The sequence below is a fragment of the Bacillus paralicheniformis genome, from assembly GCF_001042485.2.
GTDB lineage: Bacteria > Bacillota > Bacilli > Bacillales > Bacillaceae > Bacillus > Bacillus paralicheniformis.
On record NZ_LBMN02000006.1, the window covers coordinates 1 to 21,862 of the forward strand.

A 21,862-nucleotide genomic window follows, 5' to 3' on the forward strand; every position below is an offset into this window, starting at 1 on the left:
CCCGTATAATTCGTGCGAGGTCTTCCAGCGTCGTGGCGTCCGATAGTTTTACGCGCCGATCCATGACGAACATGATTGCGCGATCAACCGATGAGAAGTACGCGATCTCCCGCCAACGTGCGATTGGTGATGGATCCAGGTCGGGATTTTCGGCGAGACGCTTCGGCCAGTTCGGCGCTTTCGTTGGATCGGTGAAATAGCGTTCATTTACGATGATATTGCGTTCGTCTGACGTGAGTTTGTAATCGTGGGAAATCGGGATTTCAATCGTCATTACAGCATCGCTCCTCTCGCTTTGATAATTTCAAACGCCTGGTCTTCGGTGAATCCTGCGCGGATAAGGGCGTCCTTTCCTTTTCGCATCAGGACCGCGTTCAGTTCGACTTGGCGGGCGACGAGCTCCATATTGTCGAGTAAAAATTCGATTGTCGACTTTAGGTCATTCGTTTGTACTTCCGTCACTTTCGTCAGCTCCTTCGTTAATTAGTCGCTTAACTTTAACGCGTAGTTCTGAAACAGAAACCGGCAGCTCATCTTGTACCAGCGCGCAAGTTTCCGGGCGCAAGTCATTTAAAGCTTCGTATAGAACAGCGAGCTCGTATTTCGTAAACATACCGCACATCCTTTCGTTTATTAGTAAGACCTAGCAATCGTTCGCATACGCTCTCTCTTGCAGATGTTCCTTTATCGCGATACATCTTTTATTTAAGAATATCCGCGCGAATGTATATGAGCGCTATTATTTAATTGAGTATAGATAATGCGTATAGTAAATGAGTATAGTTCGTCTGTCGTTTGAGCAAGGGACGGGTTCACCTCATGAACCCCCGGCTTCATTTTCGAATGCTTTCGGGATCGGTAGAAGCACGTACAGGTTCGATAATTGTCCGCTCTCTTTACTCCTTCTTTCGCGAATATCGATCAAGCCGACTTCCTTCAACTTCCGCAATGCCTCCCGGACCGTATTCTCCGAACAGAAACATTCGGCTGCCAACGTCTTGATCGAAGGAAACGACTGCTTGCTGTGATTGTCCGCGTGCATCGACAACATCGTATAAACGAGCTTTTGCGCACTCTTGTCGAGAATCTTGACGTCAGATAACACGCTGCTCGCTACCTGTGCGAATTTGTGCTCGCGTAAATCCAAAACGCCTCGTTCTTCGTTTGTCATTCGTTTATCATCCTTCGAATGCGTAGTTTTCTGCGATTTCGAGTACGGCCTCTCTGCTAGCGTGTAAAAGGATCGTGTCCATTTTACGGTAAGGATACTTACCCGCATGCCCTTTGGCTGCTCGAAGACGCTCTTTATGGAGCCTTGAGAATTGAACTCCGAGACGGGATTCAACTTCTGTATAGAAAGGACGTAGTTGCTGAGGTACCGCATTCCCCATCTTTTCGTAAAGAATCGTTATAATTTCGTTTGCAGCCTTTTCATGGGACAGTCCTTTTAGTCGGGTGTATGTTGTAGTCTCCTTGTTCGGTGAAGGCAACGATTGCTCAACTTTTTTATAGATGTCGTTCAGCCTGGTCTTAGGTTTTTCTGCAACTGATTTCTCATTGCTGCCGCCTAATAACCGCTGTGCGAATTGAGGAAATAACGCCTTCGCAACCCCCGCATATTCTGCTCCGAAGATGTAAGCTACTCCACCGTCTTTTACGTTTTTGATTGTTAACATTTAAATCGCTCCTTTATCCGTTTATAATAATTGCTTCTTTTTCATTCATAGCACGCTGTATCGAATTCATAAGCGTCTGCATCACATGGATGGACTTTCGGTACTCCTCTTTACCTTCGTCAATCATTTCGTTAAACTCTTGGGCAAAGTGCGTTAGATGCCCGTACTTCTCAACGAATTTCCTAACATCCTCGGAGAACTCTCGAACCGTATACGTGATAGCGTCTCCGTTAGTCACGCGTGTTGTCCGTCCTTCATACATCGAAATGTCTCCGAACAATTCTTTATATCGTTCGTTTTCAGCGAGTAGTTCCGGATCAGGCGTTTTAACTTCGACGTATTCCGTCTGAATTTCCGGTTCGGCTTCTTCGACTCGTTCGAGTTTGTCGCGAAGTATATCCGCTTCCCGCACCGCTTGCTCCCGTTGAGATTCCGCTTGCTTAAGCGCTGCCTCTGCCGCTTCCTTCTCCGCCAATAGTTCCCTGTACTCCTTTAGCGTTTTGACTTCGCCATTTAGGACCGCCTGTTTAGCTTGACGTTTCGGTTCGGTTGACTCTGCGGATGGGCGTGCGATTTCGTACGTTAGTGAGACGGGTAGGTCTTCGAGGAGAGACGCCTGTTCGTCGCACGATGCGACAATTAATTCGTAACGTTGTATTAAACGATTTACAGCATCTTTTTTCAATCCAATCGACTCTGTCCACTGCCTGAAGCATCCATACCCATTCTTAGAAAGTACACTTCGAGCTTCTCTTAGCTCCCGACCAAGTTCTGTGTATGCTCGGTTAACAATTTCTTTCATAACAACTTCTTTTTCTTTGAGGAAAGCAGATATTTTTCCATCTAGCTGACTATAATCAAACTGAGAAGGCACACCCACACTCATCCCTCCAATAACATTTATCATTTTTCACTTATACAACCCCACAGGGATCGTCATTTTTGCGACATCAATATCGAAATTTTTCCGCCTTCACTTTGAGACAATTAACTCGTACCTCTGAATTAACCTAATTGCTGCATCTTTTTTAATTCCTATAGAGCGCAGCCATTCACGAAAACACCCGTACCGGTTTTTAGCCAGACATTCTTGAGCCTCCTTTAATTCTCGACCTAATTCCGTATATGCCCGACCAACAATCTCGCGCATGTTATTCTCCTTGGCTCGCAGAAATTTCGCTGTATTTTCGTCTAGTTGCTCATAACTGAACGTCTTAACTTCATTTGCCATTCGAAAACCTCCTTACACTTTATAACACGTAGGTAGTATTCGTTTTTGCAACACTCGATTCGAAATTTTTTCCGCCTTCACTTATAACTGCGCATCAACTTTCCGAAATGGACACCGTTTTTATAATTTCGCTGTCATAAATAACTGCGAAGTCACTTTCGGATTGGCACACGTTTTTCTGCGTTCAATAATAGATGCGTATGTAATTTCGACTTGGCACCGTTTTAGACAAAAAAAATAACCCCGCCTTAAAAGACGAGGTTAATTCGTTACACATCGAGCTTGTCGTTTTGACTCGCTTTATTAAACTGTTCGATTACTACATCATCTACGTAGTCAAGATATACTTGCGTTGATTCTAAGTCGGCGTGACCTAGTATTTTTTGTAACGACCGAATATCGCCCCCGTTGCGCAGGTAATTGATTGCGAAAGTATGACGAAGACTGTGAATGCTCGCCCTGCACTCGTTTTTCAAATTCGCTAATTTAGCATACTTATCTGCCCGCTTTCTTAGATGATCCTTAGATACTTCCTCTCCGTATTGATTAACGAAGACTTTTCTCACGGCCCCAAAATATTCGGTTGTCTCTATGCGGAGCTGTTTTAGAATCTCCGCAACTTTGTCCGTCATGGGAACCATTCGATTCTTTCGGTTCTTATTAATCGCCCCCGGGAGCATGAGTACCTTATTTTCAAAGTCGATATCATCTGGATTAAGGCCTTCCAACTCATTCGAACGAAGGCCGCATTTTAACGATACATAGAACGCTACGTAATCGCGGAAACCAGCATAAGTATCCTTGTCAATTACACCAAAGAAACGCCTTACTTGCGAATCGGTCAGGCTCTTTATTTTCGTTTGATCGACACGCAGTTTCGTAATTTTCTTGGCGGGGCTTTCGTTTATGATTTCTCGCTCCACCATTCGGCTAAATATCGACTTGATGCCGCCAAGCCTAATATTAATCGTAACTGGTGATAGCTTGCGTTGCTTTAACATTATCGTGATATAACTACGAAAATGATCTTCGCTAACAGACGTTACAGGGTCCGTCATACGAATCCCTGTTACTTCCGTAAATTCGTCGAAATATCTTCGATAGTCATTAATCGTTCGATCGCGGTAGTTCTCGGTTGTAAACACCAAAACCACCGCATCTAGAGCGTCTTGAACGGTCATATAAGACGGTCTCAGCTCCGTTTGACTTACATCGCGCCGGTACCTAACGCCTTGCTTTCGTCTAATTATCGCCATACAAAAAGCCTCCCGAAATATTATTCCGCAAGGCATTCGTAGAAGACTCGAACTAGTCCGATATAGGCGACACGAAATCCGCTAAAAACGTCAATCCGTTTCTTCACAGATCGTGTCCTTCCGCTACACTTTTCGCTTTAACGGACCGTCGGAAAACGTTGATATGACGGGGCTAAAACGTGAAAACGCGCTCGGAGGGATTCGAACCCCCGGCAGACGTGGTACCGGAAACCACCGCTCTATCCAGCTGAGCTACGAGCGCACAATATGATTTTTTAACGTCAGCAATTTATATTATAAGGGCTGTTCTTTAAAAAGTCAATCACAATCTCTTGCTCGAAACAATGCAGGTTCAGATTATACTCGATTTCTTACTTCGTCCGTTGTTTTGACAAGGCAGAGAAGCAGCATGGCTACAGCGCAGTCTTTTCTCTCGTCCAGATAAAATCTGTGAGCGGCAACACCTCCGAGAAACCACCATAAAAGAAATACGATCAGCTTTGGTTTCTTCTTATTTTGGAACCCTGAACGCTCTTGTCCGCGTTCACATATATAACCGGCTTCCTTTTTTCCTATAAATTAAATTGAAGATCAATGGACTTAGACCCCATTTTTCTATACTTTCCTCTGTAAAGTTGATCTTTTGTTTGAATGTCCTTTAAAATGGGAAAAATAAACCCCAGTATGTCTTTTTAATGAAGGCGGCTTTTTGTTTGACCTTTATTGACCAAAAATGTATGATTAAACTACATACTTACCTTTTAAGGTGAAGGAGGAGCATTATGAATTTAATACCTACAGTCATTGAACAGACGAACCGCGGGGAAAGAGCGTATGACATTTACTCACGCTTGTTGAAAGACCGTATCATTATGCTGGGATCAGCAATCGATGACAATGTTGCGAACTCCATCGTATCTCAGCTTCTATTCCTTGAAGCCGAAGATCCAGAAAAAGATATCAGCATCTATATTAACAGCCCTGGCGGCTCTATCACAGCCGGCATGGCGATTTATGACACCATGCAGTTCATTAAACCTCAAGTCTCTACGATTTGTACGGGAATGGCGGCATCTATGGGTGCGTTCCTTCTCGCAGCCGGCGAGAAAGGGAAGCGCTACGCTCTTCCAAACAGTGAAGTCATGATCCACCAGCCGCTTGGCGGAGCGCAAGGTCAGGCAACAGAAATCGAAATTGCCGCGAAGCGCATTCTTTCATTGCGTGACAAACTGAACAAAATTCTTGCAGAGCGCACTGGACAACCGCTTGAAGTGATCGAGCGCGATACAGACCGTGACAACTTCAAAACGGCTGAAGAAGCAAAAGAATACGGCCTGATTGATAAAGTGCTCACACGCAATATCGACGCACAGAAGTAAACAGCAAAAAAAGCTGCCGAAGTCATCGGCAGCTTTTTTATGTTACCGTACCTCCGCTCATTATGTAAGAGTTTCTATAAATCCTTCCACTTTTTCTCGAGGACAGGGTAGCGATAATCATTCATGTTCCCGATCAATTCCGCGGGGCTCGCCGAAGCATGAATCAGCTGAAGGTGCGATTCATTCGAAAAGCCCTCTTGAACGCTGTATTCGAGCATTTTAAGAAGTGGGTCAAAATAGCCGTTCACATTGTAAAGTCCGATCGGCTTTTGATGAATGCCGATCTGGGCCCAGCAAAGCACTTCAAACAGCTCTTCAAACGTACCGAAGCCTCCGGGCATCGCGATAAAGCCGTCAGCTAATTCACTCATTTTCGCTTTGCGCTCATGCATGCCGCTCACTTCGATCAGCTCTGTCAGCTGCTGATGAACGATTTCCCCTGTAAAAAGTCCTTTCGGCATAACGCCGACAACTTCCCCGCCGTTTTTCAATACGGTATCCGCAATCACGCCCATCAATCCCATTCTCGATCCTCCATAAACAAGGCGAAGCCCCTTCTCGGCAATATAAACACCAAGCTCTGCAGCTTTCTTCTTGTACGCCGGGTCCGTCCCCATATTTGATCCTGAATATACGCATACCGTTTTCACTTTCGCTCACTCCAACTCCATATATTGATAAAAGCAATTAACATTGTACTATATATTGTTTGTTCCGTGTGCGATAATATAATTGAATTTCTAAATGGGAGTGTAGACTTATGACAATCACAGACGCGGAGCAATGGACAAAGACATTTTATCGGAAAAGGGGATGGAGCGAATACGGACCTTTCATCCGGATGGGATTTTTAATGGAAGAGGCCGGTGAACTGGCGAGAGCGGTCAGGGCATACGAAATCGGAAGAGACCGTCCTGATGAAGCAAAACGGCCGGCTGCTGAACTGAAAAAGGAACTGATCGAAGAAATGGGCGATGTGATGGGGAATTTGATTATGCTTGCCGGCATATACGATGTTTCATTGGAAGACATGATGGATGCCCACCGCCGCAAACTGACGAAAAGATTTGCAGGAGAGCATCATGAAGATCAATGACCGCCTTTACGGCGAGGCAGATTTGGAGCCTGTGCTGACAGACCTCATTCATTCAAAAGCCGTTCAGCGTCTAAATGGGATTCACCAAGGCGGAGCATGCTTTCTCGTCAATCCCGCATGGAACATCAGCCGCTGCGAACACAGCATCGGGGTTATGCTTTTGATCCGCAGGCTTGGCGGAAGCCTTGAAGAACAAATTGCAGGTTTGCTTCACGATGTTTCCCATACGGCATTTTCCCATGTGGCTGATGATGTATTTAACATGGAAAACGAAGATTACCATGAACAGATGTTTCGGCAATGGGTCAAGCAATCTGATATCCCCTGGATTCTGGATACATACGGATTCAAAGATGAAGATATCTTATACGATGAAAAAAAATGGACGCTGCTGGAGCAGCCGGCTCCTTCATTATGTGCGGATCGCATCGATTACACGCTTCGCGACTCTTTAGCCTACGGGTTTGGCGACCAAGAAGAGATTCGACGATTTTTAGAAACCGGACTGACCGTTGTCGAAGGCGAAATCTGCTGCACTTCGACAGAGCACGCCGAATGGTTCACCCGCCTTTACTATCAAGAGGTAATTGACTTCTTTATGAATCCCCTCAATGTATATGCGCTCTGTACACTCAGCCAAATGCTGAAAAAGGCGCTTGACATGCGTATCATCACGGGACGCGATTTTTTCAAAACCGACACGGAACTGCTTGCGATGCTAAAGCAAAAAGCGTGCTTCCGGGAAACGCTTGAAAGGCTCAGTACAGCGAGCCAGAGCGTTAAGCAAGGAGACGAAGACGATTTTACTTTTCATCAAACTTTAAAGGTAAGATGGATCGATCCAAAAGTCGCCGTTAACGGAAGAAAAGTCCCCGCCTCCACACTTTCAAAAGACGTCCTTTTGATGAAAGAAACGGCAATAGCCACAATGAAAAAAGGCACATATGTAAAAGCCGCCGAATAAAAGCAACCGCCTGCTTCGGTCAGCCCGGAACAGGCGGTTTTCTTCAGTTATGTCACGTCAAATATTTGTTCAGGCCTGTCGACAAAATGCTTTTTGCCGATTTTATGAAACAGCCCTGTTTTATGAAGAAGCTCACGCGGCTGCTGCTGCAGCCCGACAATCATCACTTTGCCGTTTTGCTGGTGGACACGGTTGACGATCGTCATCAAGCTGCCTTCTGCGGAAGAATCCATGTAGTCTACTTTGTTCATAAGCAGGATGAGGAGTTTTGGCGGGTGGCCTTTGTCCAAAATTGAATCCTCCAATGAATTCGATGAGCCGAAAAACAGCGGGCCTTCAACAGAATAAATGCTGACAGAGCGGTGGAATTTCTTTTCTTCCGCTGCAGCAGCCGACTGGACGATCGATTCAGACACATCCTTTTTAATGCGGAACGATTTGCTCATTCTGACGATAAAGGTGATGATCGCCAGCAGGATCCCGGCCGCCACTCCAAATACAAGGTCCTGCCAAACCGTTAAAAGAAATGTGACGACAAGCACGGCAGAGTCGGAATTCTTAATTTTCAAAATGTTTACAAACTCTTTCCGCTCACTCATATTCCAAGCGACCACCATTAAAATCGGCGACATGCTTGCAAGCGGGATAAGGGAAGCGTATGGCGCAAACAAAAGCAGGACCAATAAAACAAACACGCCGTGCACGATCCCTGAAATCGGAGAAGCAGCACCCGTTTTAATATTGGTTGCCGTACGGGCAATCGCGCCTGTCGCCGGAATTCTGCCGAACAGCGGTGCGGCAATGTTCGCAACCCCCTGGCCGACAAGCTCTTTATTGCTGTCATGCCTTGTTCCCTTCATATTGTCTGCCACCATCGCGGAAAGCAGCGATTCGATTCCGCCGAGCATCGCAATCGCAAGAGCGGGAGGCAGCAGGTAAATGATTTTTTCCAATGACAATTCAGGAAATTGAAAGCTCGGCAAGCTGCGCGGAATTTCGCCGTAAGCTGAGCCGATCGTTACCACCTGTTCAGGAAACATCATCGTGGCCATGACCGTCGATACAAGCAAGCCTGCAAGCGCTCCCGGCACTTTCGGCAGAATCTTTGGCGTAAACAGCACAAAGAAGAGCGATACGACAGCCGTCAAAATGCTGTAGAAGCTGAGCGTGTTCAGGTTGATGACAACCTCTCGCATATTCATATAAAAACTCTCATGCTTCTCAACATTCCTCAAACCTAAAAACTTGGCGATTTCTCCGGTGAAAATAATCACTGCGATGCCGGCCGTAAACCCGATGATCACCGGCCGCGGAATAAACTTGATAATCTTGCCGAGTTTTAGCAGCCCTAATATGACGAGAATCACTCCGGCCATAAAACCGGCAATCAGCAGATTCTCAAATCCGTATTGGAGCACAATAGCGAACAGGATCGGAACAAAAGCGCCTGTCGGTCCGCCAATCTGGTATTTCGACCCGCCGAGAAGCGAAATCAAAATACCGGCGACAATCACTGTGTAAAGACCGTGTTCCGGTTTCACCCCCGAAGCTATGGCAAAAGCCATGCCAAGCGGAATTGCGACGACTCCAACGACCATTCCTGCTACAATATCTTTTTGAAACCGTTTAAGGCTGTATCCTTCAAATCTGCCTGAAAAACGTAACATTCAATCTATCCTCCCCATTTCCGAAAGCAAAACGTCTTCACGTGAATAACCATCTTCCACAACATCCAAACGGCCGGTCTTTGGATCAATCACCAATCCGTGCACCGGAACGTCTGAAGGCATCAGCGGATGATTCCGAACCATGTTCACGCTGTGGCTGACGCTGTCTTCAACGCTGTCAAAGCCCGTCATCCATGTGTCCAAGTCGATGCCTGAATGCTGCAGGAGTTCGAGACAGCCATCATCAATCCCCCGCTGTTTGGCCTTTTGAAGGATAGATGAAGCGTTCAGGCTTGCCATACCGCACTCATGGTGGCCGATCACGCAGACTTCTTCAGCCTGCAGCTCATAGACAGCCACAAGAATGCTGCGCATGACGCTTCCAAAAGGGTGAGAAACAACGGCCCCCGCATTCTTAATGATTTTTGCGTCTCCATTTCTTAACCCCATTGCATGATGGAGCAGTTCTAATAAACGCGTGTCCATACATGTCAAAATCACAAGTTTCTTCTCCGGAAATTTTGTCGTTTCATAAAACTCGTACCCCTTTTCCTCTACAAAAGACTGATTTCGCTTCAAAATGGAAGTTAAAATCGCCATTTCTCTCTCACTCCTTTTCATAGTCATATGACCTTGATATTGTTACAGCCGAATTATAGCACATGGTTTTTCGATTTGGATTCGAATCAAAAAATTCACTATAAATGTACTGAATATTTTAAAAAGTCTAATTTTATATCTTTCTAAAATAATAAAATCTACACTGTTCTTCACCTATAAAAATAGAACTGGAAGCAAAATAGAACATCTAATATTTGGATTTATAGTTATAAAAATGCATTAAAATAAATTAAAAAACTGAAATAAGTATCTATGATTTTCTAAACAACAATAATTGAGCTGATAGTCCTGCGTTTATTCGGAACAGACTTTGATTTTTATAGAAGCCGTTTTTCCTCTATAATAGAAGCAGATGATACGCGGAAGGAGAATGCAGATGAAACCGTTTGTATATGTCACAAAACCGGTCCCAAAAGAAATCGAAGAGATGCTCGCCGAACACTGCACATATGAAATTTGGACTTCGCGCGAGCGCATTCCCAGATCGACCCTGCTCGAAAAAATCAAGGAAGCAGACGGTCTTTTAACCTCAGGGACAAAAATCAACCGTGAATTATTATGCAATGCGCCGAAGTTAAAAATCGTCAGCAACAACTCCGTCGGCTATGACAACTTTGACATTGAAGCAATGAAAGAAAAATCGGTTATCGGCACTCACACACCATACATTCTTGACGGCACAGTCGCAGACCTCGCTTTCGGTCTGATCCTTTCCTCAGCGCGGCGAATCGCCGAGCTCGACCGCTACATCCGCGATGGAAAATGGACCAAATCAGAGGATGATGAAAGCTTGTTCGGATGCGATGTCCATCACCGGACGCTCGGCATCATCGGAATGGGACGAATCGGAGAACAAGTCGCCAAACGGGCGGCCTTGGGTTTTGATATGGAAGTGCTCTATTACAGCCGCAGCCGCAAACCCGACACAGAGAAAAAAACCGGCGCGGTTTATACGGGCTTTCATGAATTGTTGGAACGCTCGGATTTCATTGTTCTGATCACACCGCTCACAGATGAGACATACCGCCTTATCGGCGAAGCTGAATTCAAAAAAATGAAACCGTCATCCATTTTCATCAACATCTCCCGCGGCAAAACCGTTGACGAACAAGCGTTGATTCAAGCGCTGAAAGAAGGATGGATTAAAGGAGCCGGACTTGATGTATTTGAAAAGGAGCCGATTGAAAAAGACAATCCGCTCCTAAGCCTTTCCAATGTGACCCTCGTTCCCCACATTGGATCATCCACTCTTGTCACACACGTCAACATGCTGAAAAGCGCCGTCCAAAACCTGATTGACGGTCTTCAGGGCAGACAGCCAAAAGATATAGTCAAAGAACTGAGATGACGCACATTCTTACATTCAGGCCCGGAATGTTTTGCCGAGCTCGCGTCCTAAACCAAAATAGTGTCTAAAAAGATAAATTAAAGGCCCCCATTTTTGAGGATCGATGTGGTGTTCCCCTTTTATAATCGCTTCATGTGCGTGCACATGAAGCACTTTTGTTTCAATGACGGCAAAATACGGTGAATGTTCTGAAATGCGGATATTGACGGCTTCCGCTTCAATTTGAAGCGGACAATCGGCGACTCTGTCAGGTTTCACCGCCAGGGAATCTGCTGCCGTAAATCCGCCGGCTGCAAACTTTTCTTTAAGGTATGTAAAGCCGAGCCGCTTTTTTTCTTCCGGAACGCATCGTTTGCCGGTATAGGAAGCGAGCCGTTCTACATTGCTCCATAAAGATGAATCCGGCACATTGATGACACATCCGGCTTGTCTCTCTAAATTCTCCAATGCTTTGCCGCAGGTGCTGACGCCGAGTACGATCGAATCCCCAAGCGCCCAAGAAGAGGAAAGCGGGCTGAGATTCGTGGAACCGTCTTCGTTCAGCGTGCTGAGCAAAATGACGGGTGTTCCGTAGTATAAAATGCTTGGCTGAATAATTTTGCTGTTTAGATGCATATCGGTCTCCTCCTTTTATGCTTTTATTGTAATTCTCCAATATTTCAATTAACATCGAAGTATCGATTACATTTTAGGAGGAAGTGTCATGACCGTGAATCCGAATATCGCCGAGGTCGCCAAGCTTGTCACCGATCCGTCGCGGGCCGCGATTTTAACCGCATTGCTTGATGACCGGTTTTATACAGCTACCGAGCTGGCCGGATATGCGGGAATCAAACAGCAGACAGCAAGCTTTCACCTTTCCAAACTGCTTGACGCCGAAATGCTGACATGCCGGAAGCAAGGACGGCACCGCTATTACCGGCTCAAAGATGGCAAAGTTGCACAATCGCTGGAAACTCTGCTCAACATAGCCCCCCCTGCTGAAATTCGCTCTTTCCGGCAGTCAGCCGAAGATCGGGCGGTCAGAAAAGCGCGGACATGCTATGATCACTTGGCTGGATCGCTCGGCGTCACACTTGCGGAGCGGCTCGTGGAGATGGGCGTGTTGAAAGAAGAAGAGACGGCTTTTACCGTGACTGAAGCAGGAGAATTATTTTTGAAGGAACTTGGCATCGATGTTGGGGAAGTCAAAAAGAAACGGCGCTCTTTTTGCCATAAATGCCTGGATTGGAGTGAAAGGCGGCATCACATTGCCGGTGCCCTGGGCTCCGCACTGCTCGACGCTTTTATCCGCATGGGCTGGATCGAGCGGCGCCCGCGCACACGGGCCGTTGCAGTCACGCCCGCGGGCGCAAAGGAACTTTACCGCCTATTTCACATTTCCATTGAAAAGAACTGATGAAAAGCAGTTGGTTTTTTCTTCAAATCTTGACTGACATTCCGGGAGTCAAATAGGAAACCGCGGCGATCCGTTCCCGTCCTCGGGTTTCATGGAAAATTTACAATACTATAATGATTTCTGAGCATGTTTTGAGGTACAATTCAATATGATTACAGACGGAATAGAAATGAGGAAATGCAGCTGTTCAATCCCATGAAGGCACATTCTTCATGTTTATGCTATAAAGTCTAAAGATGGGGAGGACTTTATCCGTGAAAAAAATATTATCCACACTTGCGCTTGGGATTGTTCTCGCGCTCGGCTTTCTGGCGGGGAACCTTTTTACAAGCTCAGCTGAAGGGCCGCATGCAGAAAAAGGCAGCACCGTTCAGTCAAATGAGGTCATTAATACGTTTGAAGGTGTTGCAGACTATATCGTGAAATACGGCAGGCTGCCTGACAACTTCATCACAAAAGCAGAAGCGGCAAAATTAGGGTGGGACCCGCAAAAAGGCAATCTCGCAGAAGTAGCGCCTGGAAAAAGCATCGGCGGCGATATCTTTCAAAACAGAGAAAAGCTGCTTCCAGATGCGGCCGGACGCGTATGGAGAGAAGCCGACATCAACTATACATCGGGATTCCGGGGGTCAGACCGGATCGTCTATTCCAGCGACAGACTGGTTTATAAAACAACTGACCACTATAAAACGTTTACGAGAATGAGATGATCATATGAAACAAGTCACTTTAAACGGAGACAAGATCACGAGTGTATCAGACCTTCACCAAACATTAAAAGAACAGCTGGAGCTTCCGGACTACTATGGCGAGAACCTTGACGCGCTGTGGGATTGTCTGACCGGCTGGGTCGGCATGCCTTTGCTGATCGAGTGGAAGAATATCGAAAAAAGCCGGATTTACTTGGGCGATCAAGCCGAAGCATATTTGCAGCTTTTTCGCGAAGCCGAAGAAACTCTGGACGGCTTTCAGCTGAAAACAGAAGGATAAAACAGAAAACGAGCGGGCGCTGCAGACAGGCGTCCGCTTATTTAATTGATGCGCGCAGTGGTGCTTCAGTCAAAAAATGCTTGAACGAAAATGTTCTGGAAATCTCCGGCGTTCACATCTTCTTTCGTCAAACCGCTTCCGGTTTGCTTTGTGAAGTGATCCTTCGACAAAATTAACTTTCCGTCCTTTGTCAGCTTGGAAGCGAGCGGGTTTTTATTAAAGGGAGACGCTTCCTCATCGAAAATCGCATCCCGCACGCACGCAAGCGCCGCTTCATCGATTGGCGTCAGCGAAAATGCGTAGCCGGTCTGCCACCCCTCTCCCTTATCCATTTCAAGAAGGTAATCTCCTTTATCTGTCTTTGTTTTCCTGATACGGTAAGCTCCTGTTTTTGAGGTGATGGGTTCACCTGAGAACGGAACAGGGGCAAGCGGCAGGTTGATGCCGAATCCAGTATCAAGCAAATAGGTTTCATCGCTTTCCCGCAGAATAACGGCGACATGCGTTCCCGTCAGCGCCCACGCCTGCTCTTTTGCATTAAATACCGTTCCGCGGACCATGTGAACGGAAAAGCCGAGCTCTGTCAGCACATAGTAAAGAAAAGCGTTCAAATCATAGCATAAACCGCCCCTTTTATTGTTCAGCAAGGCTTCCGTCAGCTCTGTTTTCGTCATCGAAATCCGTTCGTTTCTTAAAACCGCGCCATTTTCAAATGGAAACTGCAAAGCCAGCAGCGATAAAAGGCAAGTCGGCAAATGTCACCTGCTGACCTGGCTTGTATCCAATCCTCTTAAACAGCGAATCGAGCATCGTCGTCATCGGTAATTCTCCTTCCGCTTATCAATGAGAAAAAGCCAAACCTCATAAAGGTTTAGCTTCTTTCTCTTGAACATATGCAGTCAGTGCATCAAGGGCATCTTGTTCATCGGATCCGTCAGCGATCAGCGTGACTTCCGATCCGGAGCTGACAGCAAGGCTCATCAGCCCCATGATGCTTTTGGCATTCACTTTTTTATCTCCCTTTTCCAGAAAAATATCTGATTGAAAACGGTTGGCTTCTTGAACAAACAATGCCGCTGGGCGCGCTTGAAGCCCTGTTTTTAAAAGAACTTCCACTTTTTGTTGAACCATACGATCTCCCCCATTCCCTATTTTAAAGAGACAGATTGTCCTGAACGCAGCTGCTCAGCTATTTCATCCAGTTTCCTAAGTCGGTGGTTGATGCCCGATTTGCTGATTTTTCCGCTCGACACCATTTCCCCGAGTTCCTTTAATGTTACTTCCTGATAATCAATGCGGAGCTGAGCGATTTCCCTCAGCTTTTCCGGCAGCGCATCAAGCCCGATTCTTTCGTCGATCAGCTTGATGTTTTCCACCTGCCGCAGAGAAGCGCCGATCGTTTTGTTTAAATTGGCGGTCTCGCAATTGACGAGCCGGTTGACCGAGTTTCTCATATCGCGCACGATCCGGACGTCTTCAAAGCGGAGCAGCGAATTATGCGCGCCGATCACATTCAAAAACTCGGTGATTTTTTCGGCTTCCTTCAGATACGTGATGTATCCCTTTTTCCGCTCAAGCGTTTTGCTGTTTAAATGGAACTGATTCATGAGCCTGCACAATGAATCATTATGCTCTTTGTACAGCGAAAAAATCTCGAGGTGGTAAGAAGATGTCTCGGGATTGTTGACAGAACCCCCGGCTAAAAATGCCCCTCTCATATAAGACCGTTTGCAGCATCGTTTTTTGACTAAGTCTTCGGAGATGTTTCTGGCAATGACAAAGTTGTCTCCGAGTATTTTCAAGTCCTCGAGAATCGGCTTGGCATTTTCGATCAGGCGTACGATGTAGACATTGTTTTTTTTCAGTCTCATTTTCTTTCGAACGAGCAGTTCAACGGAAACATCGTATTGTTTCTTCAGCAATGTGTAAATTCTTCTGGCGATGGCCGCGTTCTCGGTCTGGACGTCGAGAACCACTTTTCGGTTTGAGAAAGACAATGAACCGTTCATCCGAATGAGGGCAGAGAGCTCTGCTTTCGCGCAGCAATCCTTTACTTCAAGGTTTGTAAGTTCTTTTTTCGTTTCCGATGCAAATGACATATTATAGACACCCCCATTCCAAGGCCTGCTATTCTTTTAACAAATCAACAAGTAGCGAAGCGACTTTATGTGTATCATGACGGATCACGCCATTCTCGTATGTCACAATCTGATCTTTGATGACCTCAAGCCCCATCGCAGACAGATCATCAATATTAAACTGGACGGGCTGTGCCTGCTCCTTCGCATAGCGTTCCCGAATGTCGTCCGGGATTTCCTCATTGTTGACGAGGATCGTATCGATAAACGGACCGCCCATATGCTGGTTAAGCGCTTTTACATGGTCTGCCGCACTGTAGTACAGCGTTTCTCCCGGCTGGGTCATTACATTGCAAATATAAACTTTTTTTGCCGGGGCGTTTAATATCTCTTCCCTTATCTTCGGAACGAGAAGGTTCGGCAAGATGCTCGTATACAGGCTTCCGGGGCCGAGAATAATCAGGTCGGCGCCGCGGATCACGTCAATCGTTTCCGGAACGGGTTCGATTTTTTCAGGGGTTAAAAACACCCGTTTAATCCGCTTCCCGTAAGACGGAATCGTCGATTCCCCTGATATGATCTGTCCGTCATCCATTTCCGCATGAAGGACAACGCTGGTATTGGCCGCGGGCAGAACCCTTCCTCTCACATTTAAGACTTTGCTCATTTCAGTGACGGCGTGAAAGAAATCACCGGTTATATTCGTCATCGCCGCCAAAATCAAATTTCCCAATGAATGGCCGATTAAATCGCCGCCTTTAGAGAAGCGGTGCTGGAACAGGTCTTCAACAAGCGGTTCGACATCAGACAGTGCAGCGAGGACATTTCTGACGTCCCCCGGCGGGGGAATTTTCAGCTCGTCGCGCAGCCTCCCCGAGCTTCCGCCGTCATCTGCGACTGTCACAATCGCCGTGATGTCTACCGGCTGCTGCTTCAATCCTCTGAGCAGTACCGAAAGGCCAGTTCCTCCGCCAAAGATTGCGATTTTTTTCTGATCTGCCATGCTATTTTCTGCTTTTCTTCTCGATGTCCCGGTGAGTAACATGAGTATAGTAGTCCTTTTTAAAATAATCGGCAAGGTATTCAGCCAGCGTCACAGAACGATGCTGTCCGCCGGTGCAGCCAATCGCGATGACAAGCTGGCTTTTTCCTTCTCGCTTGTATGACGGAAGCATAAAGCTCAGCAGCTCGGTCAATTTTTCAAGAAACTTTTGCGTTTCGTTCCATTTCATCACATATGAAGATACTTCCTGGTCTTTCCCCGTCAGCGGCCTCATGCTGTCGATATAGTACGGATTGGGAAGGAACCTTACGTCGAACACTAGATCAGCGTCGATCGGCAATCCGTATTTAAACCCGAATGACATCACATTCACAGTAAAGGTATGTCCGTGATCTGCCGCAAAATGCTGGACGATTTTTTCGCGCAGGTCTTTCGGCTTCATATCGGATGTATCATAGATGATTTGAGAACGGCCTTTCAGCTCTTCGAGAAGCTCCCGTTCCGTTCGGATGCCCTCAAGCGGCAGGCCAGTTGTCGCAAGGGGATGGGACCTTCTTGTCTCTTTATATCTTGAAACGAGAACCAAATCCTTGGCATCTAAAAATAAAATTCGCGGGGTAATCCAGGATGTTTCCCCAATCTCGTCAAGCGCTTCAATCAGGCTGTCAAAAAACTCGCGGCCGCGCAAATCCATAACAAGGGCAACTTTGCTCATTTTTGAACTTGATTCCTTCATCAGCTCCAAAAATTTCGGCAGCAAAGATGGCGGCAGATTATCGACACAGAAAAAACCGAGATCTTCAAAGCTTTGAATCGCCACTGTTTTTCCTGCCCCTGACATTCCGGTTATGATCACAAGCTGTATATCATGGCCTCCATTCGCATTCATGCTTCTCTCCCCCTCTTATGTTTATTCGCCTTGCGGGTCGAGGCGATAGGACAGCAATTCAAAGTCAGGCGTATACGTAAAGGTGCCGTGAAGCAGTCCTTTGCCTTTCAGCATAAAATCCAGAATATGGACGTCGCCCGGCGCCATCGGCAGGCTCCCGACGTCTCCCGCCTGATGCCACCTGATGATGCCCTCTTCCGATTCTTCTACATGTTTACCTGTATAATGATCGGCGACGAATGTGAACATCATCCATTCAGATACGACCTGATCATTTTCTTTTATGATAAAGGTGAATATCCCTTTCAGCTGCGGGTTCAGCACATACAGGCCCGTCTCTTCGCGGTATTCCCTGATGACGGCGTCCCTGACGGTTTCCCCGCTTTCCATTTTGCCGCCGGGGGCTACCCACCAGCCTCGTCTGGGCTTTTGCAGCAACAGGACTTTATCACCTGATGTCAGCACACAATTCGTCACTCTTTGCAAAGTTGTCACCCATCCTTTTATTCCTTCAATTCTTTTTTCTATTATACCGTTTCCTGTCCCCGCTCACAATGAACATGCAGTTCCGCCGCGAAAATCGCTTTTTTCCGGACTGCTTTAAGGCTTTTTCCGGGTAAAACTTAAAGAAACGGCTTTTTCAGCGAATGGAAGCGCTTGCGAAAACCGTTCTTTTATTCTATTTTACAGCAAAAATGGACGTTTCAATATTGAAATTTGAACAACTTGTGAAATTTGTAAAAATTTCTCTTTAAGGAAAAATAAAACAAAAAAAGGACACGGATAAGATCATCCGTGCCAATAAAATTCATTATAAAAGGGGGTCAATTACTATACCCATCATAACGAATAATTGTTTCACTGGTGTTACAGGGCGGTTAAATCATGATGACGATAAAAATACGTTATTTTACAGCCTTTTCTTTCTCTTTCAGCTCTTCTATATAGTGCTGAACGCTCTGTGCGGCAATGCTTCCGTCGCCTGTTGCCGTTACGATTTGGCGAAGGGTTTTCTCGCGGATATCGCCCGCTGCAAAAATACCTTCGACTTTTGTTTCCATCTGTTCATTTGTCACGATGTAGCCCTCTTCATTTGTAATGCCGAGGTTTTTGAACGGCTCTGAAAGCGGGAGCATGCCGATGTAGATAAAGACGCCGTCAGTCCGGAACTCTTCTTCTTCGCCCGTGACCGTATCGACCAGCGTTACTTTGCCGACCTTTCCGTCTTTTTCATGAATTTCCTTGACCGTCTTATTCCAGAGAAAGTCGACTTTTTCGTTGTCAAACGCGCGCGCCTGAAGAATGCTTTGCGCTCTCAGCTTATCGCGGCGATGGACGATTGTTACTTTCGAAGCGAAACGGGTTAAGTACACGCCTTCTTCAACAGCGGAGTCTCCTCCTCCGACAACGACCAGCTCTTTGTTTTTAAAGAAGGCGCCGTCACAAACCGCACAATAAGAAACGCCGCGGCCGCCAAGCTCTTTTTCGCCAGGTACGCCGAGCTTCTTATATTCGGCGCCTGCTGTGATGATGACCGCGCGCGCTTTAAATTCTTTTGATCCCGCTTTGACGATCTTATAGTCTCCTTCATCGACGACTTCTTTAATATCGCCGTACGCATACTCAGCGCCGAACTTTTTCGCATGTTCAAACATTTTATTTGAAAGCTCGGGTCCCAGAATGCTTTCAAATCCCGGATAGTTTTCAACATCCTCCGTATTGGCCATCTGTCCGCCCGGAACGCCTCTTTCAACCATCAAAGTCGACAGGTTCGCCCTTGACGTATAAACGGCTGCCGTCATTCCCGCAGGACCTGCTCCTATAATAATGACGTCATACATTTTTTCTTCTGACACAATGTTCACTCCTTCATGAATCTTATGCTTGCAAGCAGTGCATTCCTGTTAAATAAGATTCCCTTCTTATAACTTCCTTACCCATATCCTATAAAATATCATGAATAATCGCTATTTTTTTGCTCACATAATAAAACAGGCTGAACAATGAAGTTCACACCTGTTTCTATAGATGCTCTTTTAATGTACGTTCATACTTTGAAAGCGTTCTGGGCGATATTTGGAAAATTTTAGCGGTTTCGGCTTTTGTCAAACGCTCCTGATGCTCCGTCTTCCAAATGTAATAGATCGCTGCCGCAAGCCCGCCGGCATTTTTCAGCTGAAGCCCGTAAGCCCTGATCTGCTGAATGACATGGAAAATCCAAAAGCACATGGCCTCCTGCTCCATCGCCGACTGATCCGCTTGTTCAATCGCTTTTGCAGTCCTGTAAGCAAGTAGCGCGTCTTTTGAATCAACGGCTGCACTGCTTTCCCCGTAAAGCACAAGCCTGACAAACTGATCTTCAAACGGCGTTTTTGCCATCTGTGAATCAAGCACCGCTTTCAGCTGGGCTTTTTCCCCTTTTCTTCCGCTGATATAGTACGCGGCAAGGCGCTCCTCAAGCGGCCGCTGGACAGGTTTCTTTTCCTTCCGTTCTTTCCACGGCTCCATGCGGGCGTCATCCGGATACTCTTCCTGCATCTTTTTCCATACAGACCGGGCAAATTGAGTGCGGCCGGTGTAGTAAGCTGAGCAGGCGAGCCAGTAATAAAAGGTCTCATCCCCTTCAAATCCCATGCGGTAGAGTGATTTCAGCCATTTATAGCCGAGATCGTATCTGCCGACGAGGGATAGCGTGGCGCCGAGCTTATACCTTTGCTCAAACAGCATCGGATAAACATTGGAAAGCTGTTCGGAAAGCGCCTCGACCTTATCGTCCCGTCGTTCATAGTGATAAAAAATGAGAAGATTGCAAAGCGCATGCAGGTTTCCATGGCTTTTTTCCAAGACCGAAAAAATCGTCGTTTTGGCTTTCTGAATGTCTCCGGCATAAAAATATGCCAGTGCAAGGTTGTTGTAAGCTGACCAAAACTCTGGGTAATCGGAAGTGATTTCTTCAAGCATCACGATCGATTCTTGAAGCTGTCCATTTTCCAGCAGTGATTTCGCCCGATCCTGTTTCAGAATCAAGTCGTCCTGATCGAACTGCGAATAGCCCTCATCTTCCTCTCCCATATCCAATAAATCAAGGAGCTCCGCATTTTCCTCGCTGAACTCGCCGTCCGGGTCTTCTTTTAAATAAGTCTCCGCTGCTTTGTAGGCTTCGTGAAAAAGACCGAGGTGCGCATAGTTGTTTGCTTTAAAATAGTAGCATTCAGTCATTTTTTCGTTGATGTTCTTCAGGATAAAGTCCAAAAGTTCATTTGATTGCTGATAAAATCCCATTTCCGTGTAAATAACCGCAAGTTGGGACAGCATTCCCGTGTTTTCCGGTTCAAGAAAAATCGCTCTCTGAATGAGCTTGCTCGCGCGGGATAAATTGCGTTCTCTATATGCTTTGAGCCCTTTATGATAAAAATATTGCCCATCTTGGAACAGTTGGACAATTCTCGAATCTTTATGGTGTTCAGAAGTGTACTTTCCCACAGATACCCTCCATTTCAAACTATATACCGTGAGTAGTATAACATAGTTCCCCGCCGGCTTAACAGGTCAAAAACAAGTTTCGAGAAAATTCTCTTCATTTTCCACATATGGTTTTTTCACCATTTTATTCCGGACGTTTGGAGCATCGGAGCGCATAGGGCCTTCAGAAGGTTCAAGGTAGGTTTTATATCGGAAGTACGCTTTTTATTTTAACCAGGGCAAAATCTTTTTTTAGCACTAGATAGTGACGAATATACGTTCCCATTGTATGATCATAGAAAGGGGGTTCATCATGTGAAAAAAAGCGGATCAATACAATTGAAGCATTTCTCGGAAGAACATTCAGCTGCGCTTCTCGAATTCGAGCTTCCTGAAGAACAGCATCGATTTACCGCGCTGCCGAAAGAGGTTTTAAAACGGACGGACGGTCAGTTTCCAATCGTAATGTTAAGCGAAGGCAAGCCCGTCGGATTTTTTATCCTGCATGCGACCGAGAGGGTAAAAGACTACTCGTACAACCCGGAAGCCATGCTGTTAACGGCACTATCCGTCGACAGAAAGCACCAGGGAAAAGGTTTTGCAAAAGAAGGAATGCTCAAGCTTCCTGAGTTTGTCGCCAAGGCGTTCACCCATTGTCATGAAATCGTGCTGGTTGTGAACGTGAAAAACACCGCGGCCCAGCACCTGTATGTGAAAGCCGGATTTGCAGACACAGGGGAAAGAAAAACGGGGCCGATCGGAGAGCAAATCGTGATGAAATTAAACATCAAATAGCTCCCCTA

At 46.2% G+C, this 21,862-nt stretch carries 29 protein-coding genes and 1 tRNA gene; 8 read left to right on the top strand and 22 right to left on the bottom strand.

The features are described from left to right. The 10 genes from ACH97_RS06195 to ACH97_RS24325 form a co-directional block, all read right to left on the bottom strand. Positions 1 to 274 (bottom strand): hypothetical protein (locus ACH97_RS06195; RefSeq protein WP_048350755.1); only part of this gene is annotated, 274 nt, incomplete at its 3' end. Then, positions 274 to 462 (bottom strand): hypothetical protein, encoded by a 189-nt coding sequence (locus ACH97_RS06200; RefSeq protein ID WP_025810917.1) that lies wholly within the window; start codon positions 460 to 462, stop codon positions 274 to 276. The genes ACH97_RS06200 and ACH97_RS06195, both read right to left, overlap by 1 nt. Beyond that, complete coding sequence (locus ACH97_RS23610; RefSeq protein ID WP_162264442.1) at positions 440 to 613, bottom strand: hypothetical protein; 174 nt, start codon at positions 611 to 613, stop codon at positions 440 to 442. Before ACH97_RS23610 ends, ACH97_RS06200 begins: the two co-directional genes overlap by 23 nt. A 204-nt stretch (positions 614 to 817) precedes the next feature. Continuing rightward, positions 818 to 1,171, bottom strand: coding sequence for a helix-turn-helix domain-containing protein (locus tag ACH97_RS23615; RefSeq protein ID WP_048350756.1), 354 nt, complete (start codon positions 1,169 to 1,171; stop codon positions 818 to 820). A 7-nt stretch (positions 1,172 to 1,178) separates the two neighbouring features. Further along, complete coding sequence (locus ACH97_RS23620; RefSeq protein ID WP_053073140.1) at positions 1,179 to 1,676, bottom strand: hypothetical protein; 498 nt, start codon at positions 1,674 to 1,676, stop codon at positions 1,179 to 1,181. A 13-nt stretch (positions 1,677 to 1,689) separates the two neighbouring features. Further along, the gene (locus tag ACH97_RS06215; protein ID WP_241494242.1) at positions 1,690 to 2,556 is read right to left on the bottom strand and encodes a hypothetical protein; all 867 of its coding nucleotides are present in this window, start codon (positions 2,554 to 2,556) and stop codon (positions 1,690 to 1,692) included. A 93-nt stretch (positions 2,557 to 2,649) separates the two neighbouring features. After that, positions 2,650 to 2,907 (bottom strand): hypothetical protein, encoded by a 258-nt coding sequence (locus tag ACH97_RS06220; RefSeq protein WP_048350758.1) that lies wholly within the window; start codon positions 2,905 to 2,907, stop codon positions 2,650 to 2,652. A gap of 269 nt (positions 2,908 to 3,176) precedes the next feature. Next, complete coding sequence (locus ACH97_RS06225) at positions 3,177 to 4,163, bottom strand: tyrosine-type recombinase/integrase (protein WP_048350759.1); 987 nt, start codon at positions 4,161 to 4,163, stop codon at positions 3,177 to 3,179. Positions 4,164 to 4,349: 186 nt separating this feature from the next. After that, positions 4,350 to 4,425: transfer RNA gene (locus tag ACH97_RS06230), tRNA-Arg, on the bottom strand. A gap of 95 nt (positions 4,426 to 4,520) precedes the next feature. Further along, positions 4,521 to 4,739, bottom strand: coding sequence for a TM2 domain-containing protein (locus tag ACH97_RS24325; protein WP_338399913.1), 219 nt, complete (start codon positions 4,737 to 4,739; stop codon positions 4,521 to 4,523). 206 nt (positions 4,740 to 4,945) lie between these two features. Between ACH97_RS24325 and clpP the strand changes: the two genes are divergently transcribed. Continuing rightward, complete coding sequence (gene clpP / locus ACH97_RS06235; protein ID WP_003185550.1) at positions 4,946 to 5,542, top strand: ATP-dependent Clp endopeptidase proteolytic subunit ClpP; 597 nt, start codon at positions 4,946 to 4,948, stop codon at positions 5,540 to 5,542. A gap of 74 nt (positions 5,543 to 5,616) precedes the next feature. Here clpP and ACH97_RS06240 read toward each other — a convergent pair whose 3' ends face one another. Beyond that, the gene (locus ACH97_RS06240; protein WP_023856348.1) at positions 5,617 to 6,192 is read right to left on the bottom strand and encodes an LOG family protein; all 576 of its coding nucleotides are present in this window, start codon (positions 6,190 to 6,192) and stop codon (positions 5,617 to 5,619) included. 110 nt (positions 6,193 to 6,302) lie between these two features. Here ACH97_RS06240 and ACH97_RS06245 point away from each other — a divergent pair, with 110 nt between their 5' ends. After that, positions 6,303 to 6,638, top strand: coding sequence for a MazG nucleotide pyrophosphohydrolase domain-containing protein (locus ACH97_RS06245; RefSeq protein WP_020453047.1), 336 nt, complete (start codon positions 6,303 to 6,305; stop codon positions 6,636 to 6,638). Continuing rightward, the gene (locus ACH97_RS06250) at positions 6,625 to 7,602 is read left to right on the top strand and encodes an HD domain-containing protein (protein WP_057957823.1); all 978 of its coding nucleotides are present in this window, start codon (positions 6,625 to 6,627) and stop codon (positions 7,600 to 7,602) included. The genes ACH97_RS06245 and ACH97_RS06250 overlap by 14 nt, the downstream gene beginning before the upstream one ends. A 47-nt stretch (positions 7,603 to 7,649) precedes the next feature. Here the strand turns inward: ACH97_RS06250 and ACH97_RS06255 are convergent, their stop codons facing one another. Beyond that, on the bottom strand, positions 7,650 to 9,269 hold the full coding sequence (locus ACH97_RS06255) for a SulP family inorganic anion transporter (protein WP_048350577.1): 1,620 nt from the start codon (positions 9,267 to 9,269) through the stop codon (positions 7,650 to 7,652). Continuing rightward, positions 9,270 to 9,869 (bottom strand): beta-class carbonic anhydrase, encoded by a 600-nt coding sequence (locus ACH97_RS06260; RefSeq protein WP_020453050.1) that lies wholly within the window; start codon positions 9,867 to 9,869, stop codon positions 9,270 to 9,272. A gap of 397 nt (positions 9,870 to 10,266) precedes the next feature. Here ACH97_RS06260 and ACH97_RS06265 point away from each other — a divergent pair, with 397 nt between their 5' ends. Continuing rightward, positions 10,267 to 11,238, top strand: a complete 972-nt coding sequence (locus ACH97_RS06265) for a 2-hydroxyacid dehydrogenase (RefSeq protein WP_020453051.1) — start codon at positions 10,267 to 10,269, stop codon at positions 11,236 to 11,238. Between the two features lie 15 nt (positions 11,239 to 11,253). Here the strand turns inward: ACH97_RS06265 and ACH97_RS06270 are convergent, their stop codons facing one another. Then, a complete protein-coding gene (locus ACH97_RS06270) occupies positions 11,254 to 11,853 on the bottom strand; it encodes a flavin reductase family protein (protein WP_048350578.1) in 600 nt (199 codons plus the stop codon). Positions 11,854 to 11,941: 88 nt separating this feature from the next. Here ACH97_RS06270 and ACH97_RS06275 point away from each other — a divergent pair, with 88 nt between their 5' ends. The 3 genes from ACH97_RS06275 to ACH97_RS06285 all read left to right on the top strand — a co-directional run bounded on the left by ACH97_RS06275 (position 11,942) and on the right by ACH97_RS06285 (position 13,627). Next, on the top strand, positions 11,942 to 12,637 hold the full coding sequence (locus ACH97_RS06275) for an ArsR/SmtB family transcription factor (RefSeq protein ID WP_048350579.1): 696 nt from the start codon (positions 11,942 to 11,944) through the stop codon (positions 12,635 to 12,637). A 254-nt stretch (positions 12,638 to 12,891) separates the two neighbouring features. Next, entirely contained in the window at positions 12,892 to 13,347 is a 456-nt protein-coding gene (locus tag ACH97_RS06280) for a ribonuclease (protein WP_048350580.1), read from the top strand. 4 nt (positions 13,348 to 13,351) lie between these two features. Continuing rightward, positions 13,352 to 13,627, top strand: a complete 276-nt coding sequence (locus tag ACH97_RS06285) for a barstar family protein (protein WP_020453055.1) — start codon at positions 13,352 to 13,354, stop codon at positions 13,625 to 13,627. 65 nt (positions 13,628 to 13,692) lie between these two features. Here the strand turns inward: ACH97_RS06285 and ACH97_RS06290 are convergent, their stop codons facing one another. From ACH97_RS06290 to ACH97_RS06330, 8 genes are all read right to left on the bottom strand, one after another. Further along, positions 13,693 to 14,382 carry an arylamine N-acetyltransferase family protein gene (locus ACH97_RS06290; RefSeq protein ID WP_241494243.1) on the bottom strand — a complete coding sequence of 230 codons (690 nt, stop codon included), beginning with the start codon at positions 14,380 to 14,382 and terminating at the stop codon, positions 13,693 to 13,695. A gap of 106 nt (positions 14,383 to 14,488) precedes the next feature. Then, a complete protein-coding gene (locus ACH97_RS06295) occupies positions 14,489 to 14,758 on the bottom strand; it encodes an HPr family phosphocarrier protein (protein ID WP_003185574.1) in 270 nt (89 codons plus the stop codon). A gap of 17 nt (positions 14,759 to 14,775) precedes the next feature. Continuing rightward, on the bottom strand, positions 14,776 to 15,726 hold the full coding sequence (gene whiA / locus ACH97_RS06300; protein WP_003185576.1) for a DNA-binding protein WhiA: 951 nt from the start codon (positions 15,724 to 15,726) through the stop codon (positions 14,776 to 14,778). 28 nt (positions 15,727 to 15,754) lie between these two features. After that, positions 15,755 to 16,708, bottom strand: coding sequence for a gluconeogenesis factor YvcK family protein (locus tag ACH97_RS06305; RefSeq protein ID WP_003185579.1), 954 nt, complete (start codon positions 16,706 to 16,708; stop codon positions 15,755 to 15,757). Between the two features lies 1 nt (position 16,709). Beyond that, positions 16,710 to 17,597 (bottom strand): RNase adapter RapZ, encoded by an 888-nt coding sequence (gene rapZ / locus ACH97_RS06310; RefSeq protein WP_048349949.1) that lies wholly within the window; start codon positions 17,595 to 17,597, stop codon positions 16,710 to 16,712. 21 nt (positions 17,598 to 17,618) lie between these two features. After that, the gene (locus tag ACH97_RS06315; RefSeq protein WP_142238573.1) at positions 17,619 to 18,092 is read right to left on the bottom strand and encodes an 8-oxo-dGTP diphosphatase; all 474 of its coding nucleotides are present in this window, start codon (positions 18,090 to 18,092) and stop codon (positions 17,619 to 17,621) included. Between the two features lie 410 nt (positions 18,093 to 18,502). Continuing rightward, positions 18,503 to 19,453 carry a thioredoxin-disulfide reductase gene (gene trxB, locus ACH97_RS06325; RefSeq protein WP_020453061.1) on the bottom strand — a complete coding sequence of 317 codons (951 nt, stop codon included), beginning with the start codon at positions 19,451 to 19,453 and terminating at the stop codon, positions 18,503 to 18,505. A gap of 166 nt (positions 19,454 to 19,619) precedes the next feature. Continuing rightward, entirely contained in the window at positions 19,620 to 21,080 is a 1,461-nt protein-coding gene (locus ACH97_RS06330) for a tetratricopeptide repeat protein (protein WP_048349948.1), read from the bottom strand. A gap of 294 nt (positions 21,081 to 21,374) precedes the next feature. Between ACH97_RS06330 and ACH97_RS06335 the strand changes: the two genes are divergently transcribed. Next, a complete protein-coding gene (locus tag ACH97_RS06335) occupies positions 21,375 to 21,854 on the top strand; it encodes a GNAT family N-acetyltransferase (protein ID WP_020453063.1) in 480 nt (159 codons plus the stop codon). Positions 21,855 to 21,862 lie beyond the last annotated feature (8 nt).